Genomic DNA, 17,054 nt, shown 5'->3' with positions numbered 1-17,054 from the left:
GCACCCCATTTAATAAAAATATTACCTATTATAATGATAACATATTTTCAGAAAATTAGCACTAAAAGAAATTAGTATTATTCAATAAAAATGTATTTTTATAATATAATTAGGTAAAAATTAAATTGATAAGTGCTAGGATTACTATGTAAGTGATATCACAGCTATACAAAACATAAAAGAAATTTGCAGAAATATTGTACACAACTAAATTATAGTGTATAATATAAATAAGAATTATTATCAATCGAAAATAGATTTTGATATAATGTAGTATAAATAATTTCTTGGAGGATAAATATGATTAAGAAACCTGTAATGTTAATGATATTAGATGGCTTTGGACTAACTGATAAAGTTGATGGTAATGCAGTAATGGCAGCTAAGAAGCCAAATTACGATGCATATATTAAAAAGTACCCATATACAGAGCTTAGTGCAAGCGGTATGGATGTTGGATTACCTAGAGGACAAATGGGTAACTCAGAGGTTGGACATTTAAATATTGGTGCCGGAAGAATAATATATCAAGAACTTACTAGAATTACAAAGCAGATTGAAGATGGAGATTTCTTTGAAAATGAGGCCCTAAACTATGCTGTGGACAAAGCTGTAGAAAATAATTCATCCCTTCATCTTTTAGGTTTACTATCTGATGGTGGAGTTCACTCTCACATTGACCATGTGAAAGCGCTTTTTAAATTAGCTAAGAAAAAAGGACTTTCAAGGGTTTACCTACATGCCTTTATGGATGGAAGAGATACACCGCCTACTTCAGGAAAAGACTATATAGCAGAGATAGAAGAATATTTGAAGGAACTAGACAATGGAAAAATAGCTACAATCTCCGGAAGATACTATGCTATGGACAGAGATAATAGGTGGGAAAGAATAAAGCTTGCTTACGATGCTATGGTAAAAGGAGTAGGAGAATATTATGACAATGCCATTAAGGCTATTGAAGCCTCCTATGAAGACAACAAAACCGATGAGTTTATTTTACCAATTGTAATCACTGAGGATGGTAAACCGGTAGCTACAATAAAAAATAATGATTCTGTAATATTCTTTAATTTTAGACCTGACAGAGCAAGAGAAATGACAAGAGCAATAAATGATGTTGAGTTCAGTGGTTTTGAAAGAGAAAGATTAAATCTAAATTTCGTTACCATGACTCAATATGATAAGACTATAGAAAATGTAAAAATAGCTTATTATCCACAATCCTACAAAAATACTTTAGGTGAGTATGTAAGCAGCTTAGGTAAAAAGCAACTTCGTATGGCAGAGACAGAAAAATATGCCCATGTAACCTTTTTCTTTAATGGAGGAGTAGAAGTTCCAAACGCTGGTGAGGACAGAGTTATGATTCCATCACCAAAGGTTGCAACTTACGATTTAAAGCCTGAGATGAGTGCTTATGAATTGACAAATGAGCTTCTGAACAGAATAAATCAGGACCTATATGACCTAATCATTGTGAACTATGCTAACCCTGACATGGTAGGACATACAGGAGTATTCGAAGCAGCAGTAAAAGCTATCGAAGCAGTAGATGAATGCATGGGTAAAGTGGTAGATGCAGTTCTTGCAAAGGGAGGCTCAGTGTTTGTCACAGCAGACCATGGTAATGCAGAACAAATGATAGATTATTCTACAGGAAAACCTATGACTGCCCATACCTCTGATCCTGTACCTTTCATTCATGTTTCAAATACAACAGGTGCCTTAAGAAGTGGCGGAAGACTGTCTGATATTGCCCCAACACTTTTGGAGGAAATGGGTATAGAAAAGCCTGAGGAGATGACAGGTAGTTCATTAATTATAAGATAAATAATTTTTTATAAATAAATTATAATATTATGTACAAATTATTTATTATTATGGATATAATATAGATGTGCCTTATATTGGCTGAATTTACTAAGGCATATCTCTTATATAGTATATTTAGATAAAATTTAAGGAGGTTTTCACATGAAAAATTACGTTGAAATTGTAGACGTATATGCAAGACAAATATTAGACTCTAGAGCATTTCCTACTGTTGAGGTTGAAGTTACACTTGAAGACGGTACTGTTGGAATAGCAGCAGTTCCTTCTGGAGCTTCTACCGGTATTCATGAAGCAGTAGAATTAAGAGATGGAGATAAATCAAAGTACAATGGCAAAGGTGTACTAAAAGCTGTTGAAAATGTAAATAACATAATTGCTGAGGAATTAGCTGGTGTTAATGTATTCGACCAAGTGCTCATAGATAAGATATTAGTAGAACTAGATGGAACACAAAATAAATCAAAGCTAGGAGCAAATGCAATGCTAGGAGTATCCTTAGCTTGTGCAAAAGCTGCAGCTAACTACCTAGGACTACCACTTTACCAGTACATAGGAGGAGTAAATGCAAAGGTACTTCCAGTTCCAATGATGAACATAATAAACGGCGGAAAGCATGCCGACAATAACGTAGACCTACAGGAATTCATGATTATGCCTGTTGGTGCACCATCCTTCAGCGAAGCATTAAGAATGTGTGCTGAAGTATATCATACCTTAAAGGCATTGTTAAAGTCAAAGGGATACGAAACTGGTGTTGGTGACGAAGGTGGATTTGCACCAAACTTAAAATCTAACGAAGAAGCAATTCAAGTTATTTTAGAAGCAGTGGAAAAGGCTGGCTTCGAACCAGGCAAGGATATCTATATAGCACTAGACCCAGCATCTTCAGAACTATATAAAGAAGGAATGTACCATCTTGAAGGAGAAGGTAAAGTTTTAACACCAGCTGAAATGGCTGAATACTATGTAAATCTTGCTAATAAGTATCCTATAATTTCAATTGAAGATGGTATGGCTGAAGAAGATTGGGAAGGCTGGAAACTACTTACGGAAAAACTTGGTCACAAGGTTCAGCTTGTAGGAGACGATTTATTCGTAACTAACTCCAAGCGTCTTGCAATGGGTATAGAAAGAGGAGTTGCTAACTCCATCCTTATAAAGCTTAACCAAATCGGAACATTAACAGAAACTTTAAATGCTATAGAAATGGCAGAAAGAGCAGGTTATACTGCGGTAGTTTCTCATAGATCCGGTGAAACTGAAGACACAACAATAGCAGATTTAGTTGTAGCTGTTAATGCAGGACAAATTAAGACTGGTGCACCGGCAAGAAGTGAAAGAGTTGCTAAGTACAATCAACTTCTAAGAATAGAAGAAGAGTTGCTTGACGTAGCTGAGTACCGTGGCTTAAAGGCTTTCTATAACATTAAAAAGAGATAATCTAATTTAAAGGCTGCCTTCTTTGGCAGCCTTTTATAAATAAATAAGTTATTGTAATATAATTTAATGTGTGCTACAATTGTTTTATATGACAATAAATAGGGGTTAGGAGGTGCTGTTAGATGCGTACAGTGTTAATTATATTAGAGGTTATACTTGCATTAGCAGTAATGGTTTGTGTACTTTTACAGCCTAGTAAGTCAGATGGATTAAAAGGTTTAATGGCTGGTAATAATGAAAGCTTTTTCTCAAGAAATAAATCTAGAACAAAAGAGGCTATGCTTTTCAAATTAACTATTGTTTTCTCAATTTTATTTGCAGTGGTTACAGTAGCTTTAAATGTAGTAGATTAATGATACATAGGTATAAAAATTATGCTGACTTATGCAAGAATTACCTGCAGGAGTCAGCTTTTATTATATTATGTGAATATTTATTTCTATCTAGTAAAAAATAGCAGTATAAGTTGTATTAGATAAAGGGCTTTAATTATGTCCTTTATTGACAATTAGTTCTTGAGGTGGTGTTAGTATTGAACGTTCGAGAGAAAATTCTAGACTTTTTAAGAGAGCCTGCATATAAACCAATGGACTTATACCAACTAGTAAATATTTTTGGATTAAGCAGAGATGATGCTGAGGCTTTAAAAAAGATACTAAAGAGCATGGAAAAGGAAGGCATAATAATAAAGAACCGAGCTGGAAAATATGGTCTTATTGATAGGATGGGCCTGATAAAAGGAAAATTTCAGGGCCACCAAAGAGGCTATGGATTTGTAATTCCCTATGAGGATGTTCCCGATGTGTTTATCCCTGCTAATAATGTCAATGGTGCAATGAATGGTGATATAGTAATTGCCAAGGTATTAAAGGAAAATGTTGAAAGGAAAAAGGCCGAAGGAGAAATAGTAAGAATACTTGAAAGAGCCAATAAAACTATTGTGGGTGTATATGAGGACAGCAGAAATTTTGGCTTTGTAGTGGCTGACGATAAAAGAATAACAGATGATATATTTATACCCAAGGCAGAAAAAAATGGAGCAAAAACCGGTGATGTGGTTATAGTTGAAATTACCATGTGGCCGGAACCAAGGAGAAGCCCGGAAGGAAGAATTATTGAAGTTCTTGGTAAGAAGGGCGAAAGGGGAATTGATATATTAAGTATCATAAAGAAATACAGACTTCCGGAAGAATTTCCTGAAAAGGTGGAGTCCTTTGCAGAACGTATACCTGAGGAGATACCGGCTTCTGAGTACAGCAGAAGAAGAGATTTAACCAATCTAAGAATGGTAACTATCGATGGGGAAGATGCTAAGGACTTAGATGATGCGGTATCAATAGAAAAGCTGACAAACGGAAACTTTAGACTGGGAGTTCATATTGCAGACGTATCTCACTATGTAAGAGAAAACAATCCACTGGACAAGGAAGCTCTGAAGAGAGGTACTTCTGTATACTTAATCGATAGAGTAATACCAATGCTGCCCAAAAAGCTTTCCAATGGCATATGCAGTTTGAATCCAAGAGTAGATAGGTTGGCTTTAAGCTGCTTCATGGAAATTGACCGCAACGGTAAGGTTTTATCTCATGAAATTGTAGAAAGTGTAATCCGAACCAGCGAAAGAATGACATATACTGATGTGACTAAGATACTTAGAGATGATGATCAAGAACTTAAAAAGAGATATGATTATCTATTAGAAGATTTCAAAAACATGGAAGAACTCTGTGAGATCTTAAACAGAAAAAGAATGAACCGAGGAGCCATTGATTTTGACTTTGAAGAAAGTAAGATCATATTGAATGAATTTGGAAAGCCTATTGACATAAGACCATACGAAAGAGCAATAGCTAACAGAATTATAGAAGAGTTTATGTTGATTTGCAACGAAACAGTAGCTGAGCATATGTTCTGGGCTAACATACCCTTTGTATATAGGGTTCATGAAGAGCCTAACGAAGAAAAACTAGCTCATTTTTATGAATTTATCCATAATCTAGGCTATACAGTAAAACATACAAAGGAAGTACATCCACGCAATCTACAGGAAATCCTTGAAAAGGTGAAAGGAAAGAAAGAGGAGACAGTGGTAAGCACTTTACTGCTTCGTTCCATGATGCAGGCTAGATATTCACCTGAATCCCTAGGACACTTTGGCTTAGCCGCTCGATACTACTGTCATTTCACTTCTCCTATAAGACGTTATCCTGATCTAATAATTCATAGAATTATTAAGGAATATATCAACGGAACTATGACAGAAGAAAGAATGAAAAAGCTGTCGGCAATCGTTGAATATGCATCTATTCAATCTTCTGAAACGGAGAGAATTGCACAAGAAGCTGAAAGAGAAGTTGATGACTTGAAGAAAGCTGAATACATGAGTGAGAGAATAGGTGAAGTGTTCGAAGGAATGATTTCCTCCGTTACATCCTTCGGTTTCTTTGTAGAACTACCTAATACAATTGAGGGCCTTGTTCATATAAGCAATCTGGGCGATGACTATTACTTCTATGATGAAAGACATCTATATATAATCGGAGAGAGAACTAAAAAGATTTATAGGCTTGGTGACGCTGTAAAAGTTAGAGTTGCTAAGGTAGATATAGATAACAGAGAAATTCACTTTGAATTGGCTGATGAAGAAACCATTGATGAGGAAACAGATATCACGTTTGAAACCTTTGGAGAAGAACCGAAGAAAGAATTTAATAATTACAAGATTTTATCTGTAGAAGAATTCGAGAAAGAGTTTGAAGAAAATGACGAAATCAAAGATGAAATTGATGATATAGGCCTAGTTAGTGATCTTGAAGAAGTTTTGGAAGAAGAAGCAGAAGGTGATGAAGATTCCTATACAGAAGACTTCTCAGAATATTTAGATGAAGAAGATGCATCTAACAAAAAAGTAGTAAATAATAAGGTAGAGAAATTTAAGGAAGAATATTCAAGTGAAATCTTCTTTGACTTTGACAGTAAGTATGAATTGTATAAACATGAAGAAAGTAATATGGAAGATAAGTTAGATTAACTTTACTTATTGCGCGGTAGTAATAAACATCTGTGTTAAATAGATTGATATGAAACCAAGGCTATAAGGGAGTTTTAATTGACAATTGACAATGACATTAATTGTTCATAGTGCATTGTCAATTGTCAATTTATTTTATTGTTTCTTGACAATTGTGGTAAAAAGTTATATAATTTATTCTCAGCGATATTGTCAGAGGTGTTAATCTATGGGTAGTAAAGGTGAAGGAACAAAAATTTTAGCAGAGAACAGAAAAGCCCGACACGACTATTTTATCGAAGAAGGTTACGAAGCCGGTATTGTATTAGTGGGAACAGAAGTAAAATCTGTAAGACAGGGTAAGGCAAATCTAAAGGACAGCTATGCAGAGATTAGAAACGGCGAGGTTTTTGTACGTAATATGCATATTAGCCCATATGAAAAAGGTAATGTATTTAATGTAGATCCTCTAAGAGAAAGAAAACTTTTATTGCATACTGAGGAAATAAGAAAACTTATCGGATATACTACTCAAAAAGGATATACCCTGATACCCCTATCACTTTACTTAAAGAATGGCAGAGTGAAGGTACATCTTGCAGTAGCTAAAGGTAAAAAAGATTATGATAAGAGAGATGCTATGCTGGAGAAGGCTGCTAAGAGAGATATTGAGAGGGAATTCAAGGGCAAGATGAAGTACTAGAAATTGATAGTTGCTAAGTTTAAAATTACAAAAAAATATAAAAAAATAATAAACTCTTAGATAATGAAATAAGCTTATATAAGAGGAATATTTTAATAATAGAGTACTAAATTCACTATTGAACATTAGGAAAATATACAGTATTATAATAACTGTAGTCTTTGACAACTGAATAATGAAGTTTGCGTAAGGGCGTCAGTACACTGACAAAACCAGCCCGTATATAATAAGGGGGCGTACTGGTTTCGACGGGGGTAAGACGTGTTTGGGAAGCGAGTCGAAGGCATTCTGGACCTGCGTTAAAAAATCTGGAAATTAAATATAAACGCAAACGAAAATAATAATTTAGCTTTCGCAGCTTAGTCTGCGGGCCGTCAGCCTAAGAGTACCGCGGCTTAGAGTCTGGCGTCGACAGCGGTGAAACGAGCCTGAGTAAGCTTTGCCTCAGGAACGGGATACATGAAGCTACTGAACCCAAAACCCTGTCAGTAGGGGTCTGGGGGAGGGAATGTTAAAATACTGACTGCACTCGGAGATGCCTGGGCATTGCTGCTTTCGGACAGGGGTTCGATTCCCCTCGCCTCCACCATATTTGAACGATTCATTGATACGATAGATAGAAGCCTTGAGAAATCAGGGCTTTTTTGTTTTGTAGTGTAAATATATTTGGAGGCGAGGGGAATAAATAATTTATCGCCAAAAAGAAGGAAAATAAGAGGAGGTGTAGAATAAAAAAGTAAGAGTGAATTATTAATGATTTCTTATAAAGGGGAAATTAGCCTTTAAACAAAAGAAAGATAGGGCTAAAAAATTAGTATAAAAAAATCAAGTTTTTGTGTCCAAAATATTGACATACGATATTAAATTTATTTTTTTTTGGGGTGATCAGGTGTACAAATTAAAAAAATGTGCTTTATGTGGTGTAGAGACAGATTTAGAATTAAGCCATATTGTTCCTAAAATGGTTATGCGAATGCTTAAAAAAACCGCCATTGGTAATATCAGAAGTTCTGAAAATCCGAATATTCCTGCACAAGACAGCGAAAAGCACTTTATGCTCTGTGGTAAATGTGAGGATTTATTCAGCGATAAAGAAACATACTTTGCAAATACTATTTTTCACCCATACATAAAAAAAGAAAAGATTAACTTTGATTACGATGGCAGACTCTTCTATTTTCTAACATCTTTAAGTTGGAGAAGCCTTTACTTGGATTTGATCGACTTTACTGAAAACCATTTGGTCGGCATAGATACCTTAGAACACCTAATATCATGCGAAAATATAATGAGATATTATTTGCTTAACAAACGTAGCGATATTGGAGCCATTGAACACCACATATTTTTCTTTGAAGAGATAAGGGAGATCACAGGAAACACTGAGTTAGCTGAGTTAAGACCTCATGTAACATTTCATCGTGGTATAATCAGTTATACATTTTGTTACGAGGACTATGATACTTGTGGAACAATTACGAACATGATGGGAATCATGGTCATTACTCTTTACAAAAAAGGTGCCCAAGAGAAGTGGGAAGGAACGCAAATTATAAATGGCAGTGGAAATATCGAAGCGAAGAATCAGCATATTACAAGTGTCGTTGGAAATGAGCTTATAAATATCCTAAGAACAGTACAAGCCTCCTCAGAATTAATGAGTGAAAAGCAAAAGTGGAAAATCGTAGAGAATTTAAAAGCTAAGGCAGATAAAATCAAAGACTTTGCAATATTTCATGATTGGTAAAGTGATCGTGATTTACATGATAAATAAGTAAGCGTCAAAAGTTAAGCGACTAGATAGAAACTCCTCCATCTTGTTAAAATGTAGGAAACAATTTAATTAGTAGGGAATCTATGGGTAAAAGATTAGATTATGCTACCTGGGGGAATATAAAAAAAATTTGAATCATATAATGGTTTAATAATAGTAAAGGATTAAATGTGAATATATGTATATTGTGATAAAAGTTAGTGTGGATAAATATATAACTGCTTACCATTCCTAATTTTAAAGAAATTGATTTACTTACCCATAGCCATAGCAATTACTCTCAGGTTATGGCTTTTTCACCATATGAAAATCATAACAAAATCAAAAACCTCTTAAAAAATAGGCTCTTTATCAATTGTTGGGGTGGGTGTTCAGTTAGAATGCCTGTCCTTTTGATTTTTTGAAAAATTTGAAGGGAAATAAGTTTTAATGTAGAAATATTAAATTATTGAAAGAATTAAATTAAAGGAGGCATAAAAATGTCAACAGCAAATGTAGGTTTTGAAGAACAACTTTGGAAAGCAGCTGATATATTAAGAGGTAGTATGGATGCAGCGGAATATAAGCATGTAGTTTTAGGACTGTTGTTCTTAAAATATATATCTGACAAATTTGAACAAAAGTATAATGAGCTTTTAGAAGAAGGCGAAGGTTTTGAAGAAGATAGAGATGAATATGAAGCAGAAAATATATTCTGGGTTCCAAAAGAAGCAAGATGGGAAAATATAAAGAACAATGCAAAGGATCCAAGGATAGGACAAATAATAGATGATGCAATGCTTTTAATAGAAAAGGAAAACCCAAGCTTAAAAGGTGTGCTTGATAAAAGATATGCAAGACCAGAACTTGATAAAAGAAGGCTTGGAGAATTGATAGATGTTATTTCAAATATTAAGCTTTATCAAGATGGACAAAAGGATATTTTAGGAAGAGTATATGAATATTTCTTAAATAAGTTTGCTGAAAAGGAAGGAAAAGGTGGCGGTGAATTCTATACACCTAAAAGTGTTGTTAAAACATTAGTTGAAATGATTGAGCCTTATAAAGGAAGGATATACGACCCATGTTGTGGTAGTGGTGGTATGTTTATACAAAGTGAAAAATTTGTTGAAGAACATCAAGGTAAGATTGATGATATATCAATTTATGGCCAAGAACTTAATCCTACAACATGGAAGTTATGTAAAATGAATCTTGCTATACATGGGCTCGATGGGGATTTAGGACCACATAACGCAGATACATTCCATAATGATTTGCATAAGAACTTAAAAGCTGATTATATCTTAGCCAACCCTCCTTTTAATATTAGTGAATGGGGTGGAGAAAAGCTCAAAGAAGATGCTAGATGGAAATATGGTATTCCTCCAGCGGGTAATGCAAACTATGCATGGCTACAACATATGATATTTCACTTAGCACCAAATGGAGTTGCAGGTGTAGTTCTTGCCAATGGTTCATTGAGTTCAAATACATCTAATGAAGGAGAAATAAGAAAGAATTTAATAGAAGGAGATGTTGTTGACTGCATAGTTGCACTGCCAGATAAATTATTCTATACAACAGCAATTCCAGCATGCCTTTGGATATTAAATAGAAATAAAGTAAATAATCCAAAATACAGAAGCAGAAGACATGAGTTTTTATTCATAGATGCAAGAAAGCTTGGTCAACTTGTAGATAGAAGTCATAGAGAATTAACAAATGAAGACATAAAAAGAATAGCAGAAACTTATCATAACTGGCGAAATAAAGATGGACAATATGAAGATATAAAAGGCTTTTGCAGATCAGTAACTATAGATGAAATACGTGAGCATGAATATATTTTAACTCCTGGAAGATATGTGGGAATAGAAGAAACACAAGACGATGGAACGGACTTTGAAGAGAAGATGGAGAACCTGACAAGCGAACTTGCAGAGCTATTTGCAAAATCAAGACACCTTGAGGAAGAGATAAAGAAGAACTTGAGGGGGTTAGGATATGAGTTGTAATGAGTGGAGAGAGGTAAAGCTTGGTGAAATAATTGAATTTAATCCAAAAGAAAGCATTTCAAAGGGTAAATGTGCAAAAAAAATAAATATGGATATGTTAAAGCCTTTTTATAAATATATAAATGAGTATGTAATGGAAGAATATAAAGGTGGCTCAAAGTTTAGAAACGGCGATACTATAATGGCAAGGATAACACCTTGCTTAGAAAATGGTAAAACAGCAAAAGTAACATTATTGGATAAAAATGAAGTGGGTTTTGGTTCAACTGAATTTATTGTACTTAGGGCTAAAGAAGGATTAACGACAGAAGATTATGTCTATTATATGGCAATTTCTCCATATGTTAGAGATATAGCTATAAAATCAATGACTGGAACATCAGGAAGACAAAGAGCACAAATAAATGTGATTCAAAATATTAATATTAATCTCCCTCCCCTCCACGAACAAAAGGCAATAGCTAAAATTCTATCCGACCTTGATGAAAAGATAGAAATAAACAACAGAATAAATAAAGTATTAGAGGAAATAGCCCAAACAATATTTAAACGCTGGTTTGTGGATTTTGAATTTCCAAACGAAAATGGAGAACCATATAAATCAAGCGGTGGCGAAATGATTGAAGGTGAACTTGGACCTATTCCTAAGGGGTGGGAGGTAGGAAGGTTAAGAGATATAATTGAAATTTCTAGTGGTAAAAGACCGAAAGATAAATCTGATTATCGTACAGAACAATATCAAATACCATTAATAGGTGCTAGTAAAATTATGGGTTTTACAAAGGAATACTTGTATAATGAACCAGTTATGGTAATTGGAAGAGTTGGAACACATGGTGTTATACAGAAGTTTAATGAAGCCATATGGCCTTCTGACAATACATTAGTTATAAAAACAAAATATTATGAGTTTGTATATAATATTCTAAAAAATATTGATTATATTTCATTAAATAGGGGTTCTACACAACCACTTATAACTCAAACGGATATAAAGAATATTTTAATATTATGTCCAAATAATGAATTACTAATTGAGTAAATTTCATATTTTATAATCATTGATTTTACTAACTTTTTTATTATTCAAAAAGGAAATTCACCCCAAAATGTCGAATATTTAAGTATCACCAAAAATACACAACAAAGAGGAGTGAATACTTATGTATATTCGACAAGAATGCCTATTTTCCTTTGAAGAAATAATAAAATTACAACCTAAAACTAGGCTTGAATTAATTCTAGCCCAACTAGATTTTTCAAATGTATTAAATGGTTTAGCCCAGCTACACGCTACGCGTGGCCCGAAAGGGCATAATGAGCTAGCACTATTGTATGCTTTAGTTGCTATGCAAGTTGAAAAAATTAAATATTTTAATAAGTTAGTCGATAGACTTAAGACTGATCCTATATTTAGGTATAATTGTGGTTTTAACATTTTAGAGAAAACACCTTCAGCATCAACCTTTAGTAGATTTTTAACTAAGCTATCCAAAATACCTTCATTGGAATATGACTTCGATTGTTTAGTTAAAAAGGCCATTAGTATAGGAATTGTTGATGGTTCAAATGTAGCAATCGATTCTACTAAAATTGATTCTTTTGAAAAAGCTAGACCTAAATCCAAACTTAAGAATGATGCTGTTTCTCCAAACTGGGGAGCTAAGAACGATACTGATGGTAATAAAATACGTTGGTTCGGATTTAAGCTTCACATACTGGCAGATTGCAAGAGTGAACTACCCTTAAGCATATTGCTATCTCCCGCTAGTTATAGTGATGGAGATTTAGCTATTCCGCTGATAAAAAAGTTCATCACCAACTACTCTGGAGTTTTGAGTCCTAAGCATTTTATTATGGATAAAGGTTATGATTTTCAAAAGATTTATGATTATGTTACTCACGATGTTAAAGCACAACCAATTATAGCTTACAATCCTAGGGCACAGTATGCTCCACCAGAAGGATTTAATGAGAAGTTTGAACCCATATGCTCAATGGGATATCCATTAACTTACTGGGGAAAAGATGGTGACTACCTTAAATTTAGATGTCCCCAAGCAACCGGTAAGGTTAATTGTCCATTTGGAACAAAGCATTGTAGCAATTCAAACTATGGATTTTGCCTAAAGGTAAACTATAAAGAGAATAATAGGTATTACTCTTATCCTCTTAGGAGCAGTGAAGATTGGCAAAAACTCTATAATCAACGCACCTCTATCGAGAGGTGTAACTCAAGATTGAAAGAGTACCTAAATGTTAATAATCTGCGTTCAGCAGGTATTAGAAAAGCAAAAGTTGTAGCTCTACTAAACTGTATGGCTTTAGTAGCAGGCACTATTGCTGTTAATCAGAAGTCTAACGACTTAAATTTAAAGCAAGCAGGATAAATTTATTAGTTTTAAAAGTTATCCACAGGTGCAATAGCACCTTGGCTTTGCTATTATCTTTTTCTGAACAAAATAGTTAATTATTAACAAAAAGTAATGATTTTTAAATATAATTGAGGAAGTTTAATTGTGCAATTTCCTCAATTAAATTTGAAACTATTATTAAACACTTTAATTTATTAATAGAAAATTTGCAAAAAGAAATAAATATGTTACAAAATCTCCGTGACACTCTTCTTCCAAAGCTTATGTCTGGTGAAATTAGAGTACCTTTAGATGAATCTAAATAACAAAAGAAAGGAATATAATGATGGCTGATGATATGAAAAATACAATAAAAGAATTAACTTTAATGCTTATGTATTTAACATCCTGGAAGGAAAATGAATTTGGCATGGAATATCTAAGAACATGGAAAGGCTATGATTTTGATATTTTAAATGAACTGACTGATGAAGATTTAATTGGTGGTTCATATCGTTCTAAATCAGCTTACATCAAAGAAAAAGGAGAAAGGCTTGCAAAAGATTTATTAAAGAAATATGGGATAGAAAACATTTAAGGTGGGGATTCAATGGGTTTTTTAATAGATTTTACAGAACAACAACTTGAAAATGCAGCAATAGAAATACTTAAAGAACTTGATTATGAACATCTTTATGGCCCTGATATAGCACCAGATAGCGAAAGTCCAGAAAGAGATGACTATAGAGAAGTAATATTAAAAAACAGGGTATTAGATGCATTAAGAAGACTTAATCCTGCTTTGCCAGAGGATGCAATAGAAGAAGCATATAGAAAAATAATAACCTTCAACAGCCCAATACTTGAAGAAAACAATAGATATTTTCATAAGATTATTGTTGAAGGTATAGATGTTACATTTAAAAAGCAGGGGATAATAAAAACAGAAAAGGCATATATAATTGACTTTAAAAATGTAGACAATAATGAATTCTTAGTGGTAAATCAATTTAGAATAGAAGAAATAGAAAAAAGAAGACCAGATGTAATTATATTTGTAAATGGTATTCCACTTGTTGTTATGGAATTAAAATCATCAACAGATGAAAATGTTGGGATAGAAAAGGCATATAATCAGATACAAACATACAAAAGAGATATACCAACACTTTTTTACTACAATGCATTTATAGTAATCACTGATGGAATAAATGCAAAGGCAGGAACAATAACAGCAAACTTTGAAAGATTTATGAACTGGAGAAGTATAGATGGCATAAATGTTGAGCCGCTATCAATTCCACAATATGAAATATTATTAAAAGGTATGTTAAGAAAGGATAGGCTGCTTGATATTGTTGAAAACTTCTTAACTTACCAAGAAACAAGTGCCGTAGATTATGATTCAAAGGGTAGAAAAATTGGAGATAAAATAAAACTTAATAAAATACTTGCTGCATATCATCAATATTTTGCTGTTAAAAAGGCAGTAGAAAACACAGAGGTAGCAATAAATTCAACAGACAAAAAGATAGGAGTTGTATGGCATACCCAAGGTTCAGGAAAGAGCTTTACAATGGTATTTTATGCTGCACAGCTTGTTAAAAAGTTCAACAACCCTACAATTGTGGTTATAACTGATAGAAACGACCTAGATGATCAACTATATAATACATTTAGCCAAGCTAAAGATATATTACGACAAGATCCAATTCAGGCAGATGTTCGAAAACTTTCTGATGAGCAAAAGGAAAGTAATAAAAAAGAGAAAACAAAAATAATACGTGGACTATTTGACCTATTGAATGAAAGAGAAGCAGGAGGAATAATATTTACTACTATACAAAAATTCAAACCAGAAAATGGCGAAATGCCTGTTTTAACTGACAGGCATAATGTAATTGTAATTGCAGATGAAGCACATAGAAGCCATTATGGACTTGATGCAAAGGCAGATATAGAAACTGGTGATATAAAGTATGGATATGCTAAATATGTAAGAGATGCACTTCCTAATGCTTCGTTTATAGGATTTACAGGAACACCTATAGGAATAGAAGGTGAAATAGGAGCAAAATCAACGGTAGAAGTATTTGGCGACTATATAGATATATATGATATGACAAGAGCTGTTGAAGATGGAGCAACAGTAAAAATATATTATGAGAATAGAATAATAAAGCTTGAGGCAGACGAAGAAGAACTAAAAAAAATAGATGAAGAATTTGAAGAATTAATGGATGGTCAAGAGGAAGAGATTAAGAATAAATATAAAGGTCAATGGTCAAGGTTAGAGGCTGTTGTTGGCTCAGCAAATAGATTAAAGCTTCTTGCACAGGATATAGTAAATCACTTTGAAGAAAGAATAAAAACAATAGATGGGAAAGCTATGATTGTTTGTATGAGCAGAAAAATTTGTGCCGACATTTATGATGAAATAATAAATCTAAGACCAGATTGGCATAGTGACGATTTAACTAAAGGAAAGATTAAGGTTGTAATAACTGGAGATGCTTCTGATGATGAAAAATTGCAAAAACATTTAACAGGTGGCTCACAAAGAAAAGAAATACTGGCAAAAAGAATGAAGGATGTAAACGATGAACTTAAGATAGCAATTGTAAGGGATATGTGGCTTACAGGATTTGATGTCCCATCAATGCATACAATGTATATAGACAAGCCAATGAAGGGACATAACCTAATGCAAGCAATAGCAAGAGTAAACAGAGTTTTTAAGGATAAGCCAGGTGGAGTAATAGTTGACTATATAGGAATATTTGAAAGTTTAAAGAAGGCACTTAAAGTTTATACAGAAAGTGATAAAAAGACAACAGGAATAGATACATCCGTTGCAGTATCAATAATGCTTGAAAAACTTGAAATATTAAAAGATATGTTCCACAAACTTGACTATTCAGGCTATATGAATGGAACTGAAATGCAAAGAATAAGAGCAATAACAGAAGGAATGGATTTTGTACTTTCAATGGAAGAAAAGGAACAAAAAGAATTTAAAAATACGGTTGTAGAACTTGCTAAAGCACATTCACTTTGTGCATCAACAAAGGAAGGAAGAGCTGCAGCACTTGAGGTTAGCTATTTTAAAGCTGTAAAGGCAAGTCTTGTTAAATTGGAAAATAAGTCAACAAATAGGCTTTCTAAAAGAGAGATAGAGCATAGAATAAATCAACTTCTTCAAAAGACGATAATATCAGAGGAAGTAATAGATGTTTTTGATTCATTAGGGCTTGAAAGGCCTAACATATCAATTTTATCAGATGAATTCTTAGAAGAAGTAAGGTCAATAAAATATAAGAACCTTGCTGTTGAAATGCTTAAAAAACTTCTTGAAGGAAAGATAAAGGCAATTGAAAAAAGAAACTTAGTAAAGTCTGAAAGGTTTTCAGAAAAGCTTGAGAAGGCATTAAAAAAATACAAGAATCAAGCAATTACAAATTTAGAAGTAATTGAAGAGCTTATAAACCTTGCAAAGGAAATACAAAAGGCAAGAGAGGAAGATATGAACCTTGGCCTTTCAGAAGATGAAATTGCCTTTTATGATGCCTTAACAGCAGATGATGCAGTAAAACTATTTATGAGCGATGATGTTCTAAAGCAAATAGCACATGAATTGACAGAGGCTATAAGAAGCAACATAACCGTTGACTGGAGCAAAAGAACAATGGCAAGGGCAAAGATGAGAACGATTATAAAAAGGCTACTAAAAAAATACAACTACCCACCAAAGCAGGCAGAAAAGGCAATGGACATAGTAATGAGGCAGGTTGAAAAGATGTGTGAAAATGAAGTAGAGGAAATAGATGATATAGAAGAATATTGTGCTGAAACTTATGAAATTGTAGCTGATAGTAGAAAAGAATATAGAGTGTAAGATAAAAATTTATTGAAAACAAATATCAACCTAATATTTAAATGG

At 33.4% G+C, this 17,054-nt stretch carries 10 protein-coding genes, 1 other RNA gene and 1 pseudogene; all 12 read left to right on the top strand.

Annotated features, from left to right (window positions below):
- The first annotated feature begins 300 nt into the window (after window positions 1-300).
- The 12 genes and pseudogenes from gpmI (at window position 301) to FHY60_RS10745 (ending at window position 17,009) form a co-directional block, all read left to right on the top strand.
- Entirely contained in the window at window positions 301-1,833 is a 1,533-nt protein-coding gene (gene gpmI, locus FHY60_RS10800; RefSeq protein WP_139904978.1) for a 2,3-bisphosphoglycerate-independent phosphoglycerate mutase, read from the top strand.
- Window positions 1,834-1,977: 144 nt separating this feature from the next.
- The gene (eno, locus tag FHY60_RS10795; protein ID WP_139904976.1) at window positions 1,978-3,276 is read left to right on the top strand and encodes a phosphopyruvate hydratase; all 1,299 of its coding nucleotides are present in this window, start codon (window positions 1,978-1,980) and stop codon (window positions 3,274-3,276) included.
- A gap of 122 nt (window positions 3,277-3,398) precedes the next feature.
- The gene (gene secG / locus FHY60_RS10790; protein ID WP_139904974.1) at window positions 3,399-3,629 is read left to right on the top strand and encodes a preprotein translocase subunit SecG; all 231 of its coding nucleotides are present in this window, start codon (window positions 3,399-3,401) and stop codon (window positions 3,627-3,629) included.
- Between the two features lie 179 nt (window positions 3,630-3,808).
- A pseudogene (rnr, locus tag FHY60_RS10785) lies at window positions 3,809-5,959 on the top strand (ribonuclease R); the annotation flags it as partial.
- Window positions 5,960-6,515: 556 nt separating this feature from the next.
- Window positions 6,516-6,989, top strand: coding sequence for an SsrA-binding protein SmpB (smpB, locus tag FHY60_RS10780; protein WP_139904969.1), 474 nt, complete (start codon window positions 6,516-6,518; stop codon window positions 6,987-6,989).
- 230 nt (window positions 6,990-7,219) lie between these two features.
- Window positions 7,220-7,578: a transfer-messenger RNA gene (ssrA, locus tag FHY60_RS10775) on the top strand.
- A gap of 300 nt (window positions 7,579-7,878) precedes the next feature.
- Window positions 7,879-8,736, top strand: a complete 858-nt coding sequence (locus FHY60_RS10770; protein WP_139904967.1) for a hypothetical protein — start codon at window positions 7,879-7,881, stop codon at window positions 8,734-8,736.
- A gap of 506 nt (window positions 8,737-9,242) precedes the next feature.
- Complete coding sequence (locus FHY60_RS10765) at window positions 9,243-10,760, top strand: class I SAM-dependent DNA methyltransferase (RefSeq protein ID WP_180375394.1); 1,518 nt, start codon at window positions 9,243-9,245, stop codon at window positions 10,758-10,760.
- Window positions 10,750-11,802, top strand: a complete 1,053-nt coding sequence (locus FHY60_RS10760) for a restriction endonuclease subunit S (RefSeq protein ID WP_139904962.1) — start codon at window positions 10,750-10,752, stop codon at window positions 11,800-11,802. The genes FHY60_RS10765 and FHY60_RS10760 overlap by 11 nt, the downstream gene beginning before the upstream one ends.
- A 121-nt stretch (window positions 11,803-11,923) precedes the next feature.
- On the top strand, window positions 11,924-13,150 hold the full coding sequence (locus FHY60_RS10755; RefSeq protein WP_139903735.1) for a transposase: 1,227 nt from the start codon (window positions 11,924-11,926) through the stop codon (window positions 13,148-13,150).
- A gap of 307 nt (window positions 13,151-13,457) precedes the next feature.
- A complete protein-coding gene (locus tag FHY60_RS10750) occupies window positions 13,458-13,712 on the top strand; it encodes a DUF6429 family protein (RefSeq protein ID WP_279230387.1) in 255 nt (84 codons plus the stop codon).
- A gap of 12 nt (window positions 13,713-13,724) precedes the next feature.
- Window positions 13,725-17,009 (top strand): type I restriction endonuclease subunit R, encoded by a 3,285-nt coding sequence (locus FHY60_RS10745; protein ID WP_139904960.1) that lies wholly within the window; start codon window positions 13,725-13,727, stop codon window positions 17,007-17,009.
- Window positions 17,010-17,054 lie beyond the last annotated feature (45 nt).

Origin of the sequence: Clostridium thermarum (genome assembly GCF_006351925.1) — a bacterium.
Classification (GTDB): domain Bacteria; phylum Bacillota; class Clostridia; order Clostridiales; family Clostridiaceae; genus Clostridium_AU; species Clostridium_AU thermarum.
The sequence above is the reverse complement of the archived record's forward strand: the minus strand, read 5'-3'. Positions and strand labels throughout refer to the sequence as shown.

Bases quoted from the DNA above. Each gene is read 5' to 3' on its own strand.
- gpmI (WP_139904978.1), top strand. From the start codon at position 301: ATGATTAAGAAACCTGTAATGTTAATGATATTAGATGGCTTTGGACTA.
- eno (WP_139904976.1), top strand. From the start codon at position 1,978: ATGAAAAATTACGTTGAAATTGTAGACGTATATGCAAGACAAATATTA.
- secG (WP_139904974.1), top strand. From the start codon at position 3,399: ATGCGTACAGTGTTAATTATATTAGAGGTTATACTTGCATTAGCAGTA.
- smpB (WP_139904969.1), top strand. From the start codon at position 6,516: ATGGGTAGTAAAGGTGAAGGAACAAAAATTTTAGCAGAGAACAGAAAA.
- FHY60_RS10765 (WP_180375394.1), top strand. From the start codon at position 9,243: ATGTCAACAGCAAATGTAGGTTTTGAAGAACAACTTTGGAAAGCAGCT.
- FHY60_RS10760 (WP_139904962.1), top strand. From the start codon at position 10,750: ATGAGTTGTAATGAGTGGAGAGAGGTAAAGCTTGGTGAAATAATTGAA.
- FHY60_RS10755 (WP_139903735.1), top strand. From the start codon at position 11,924: ATGTATATTCGACAAGAATGCCTATTTTCCTTTGAAGAAATAATAAAA.
- FHY60_RS10750 (WP_279230387.1), top strand. From the start codon at position 13,458: ATGATGGCTGATGATATGAAAAATACAATAAAAGAATTAACTTTAATG.
- FHY60_RS10745 (WP_139904960.1), top strand. From the start codon at position 13,725: ATGGGTTTTTTAATAGATTTTACAGAACAACAACTTGAAAATGCAGCA.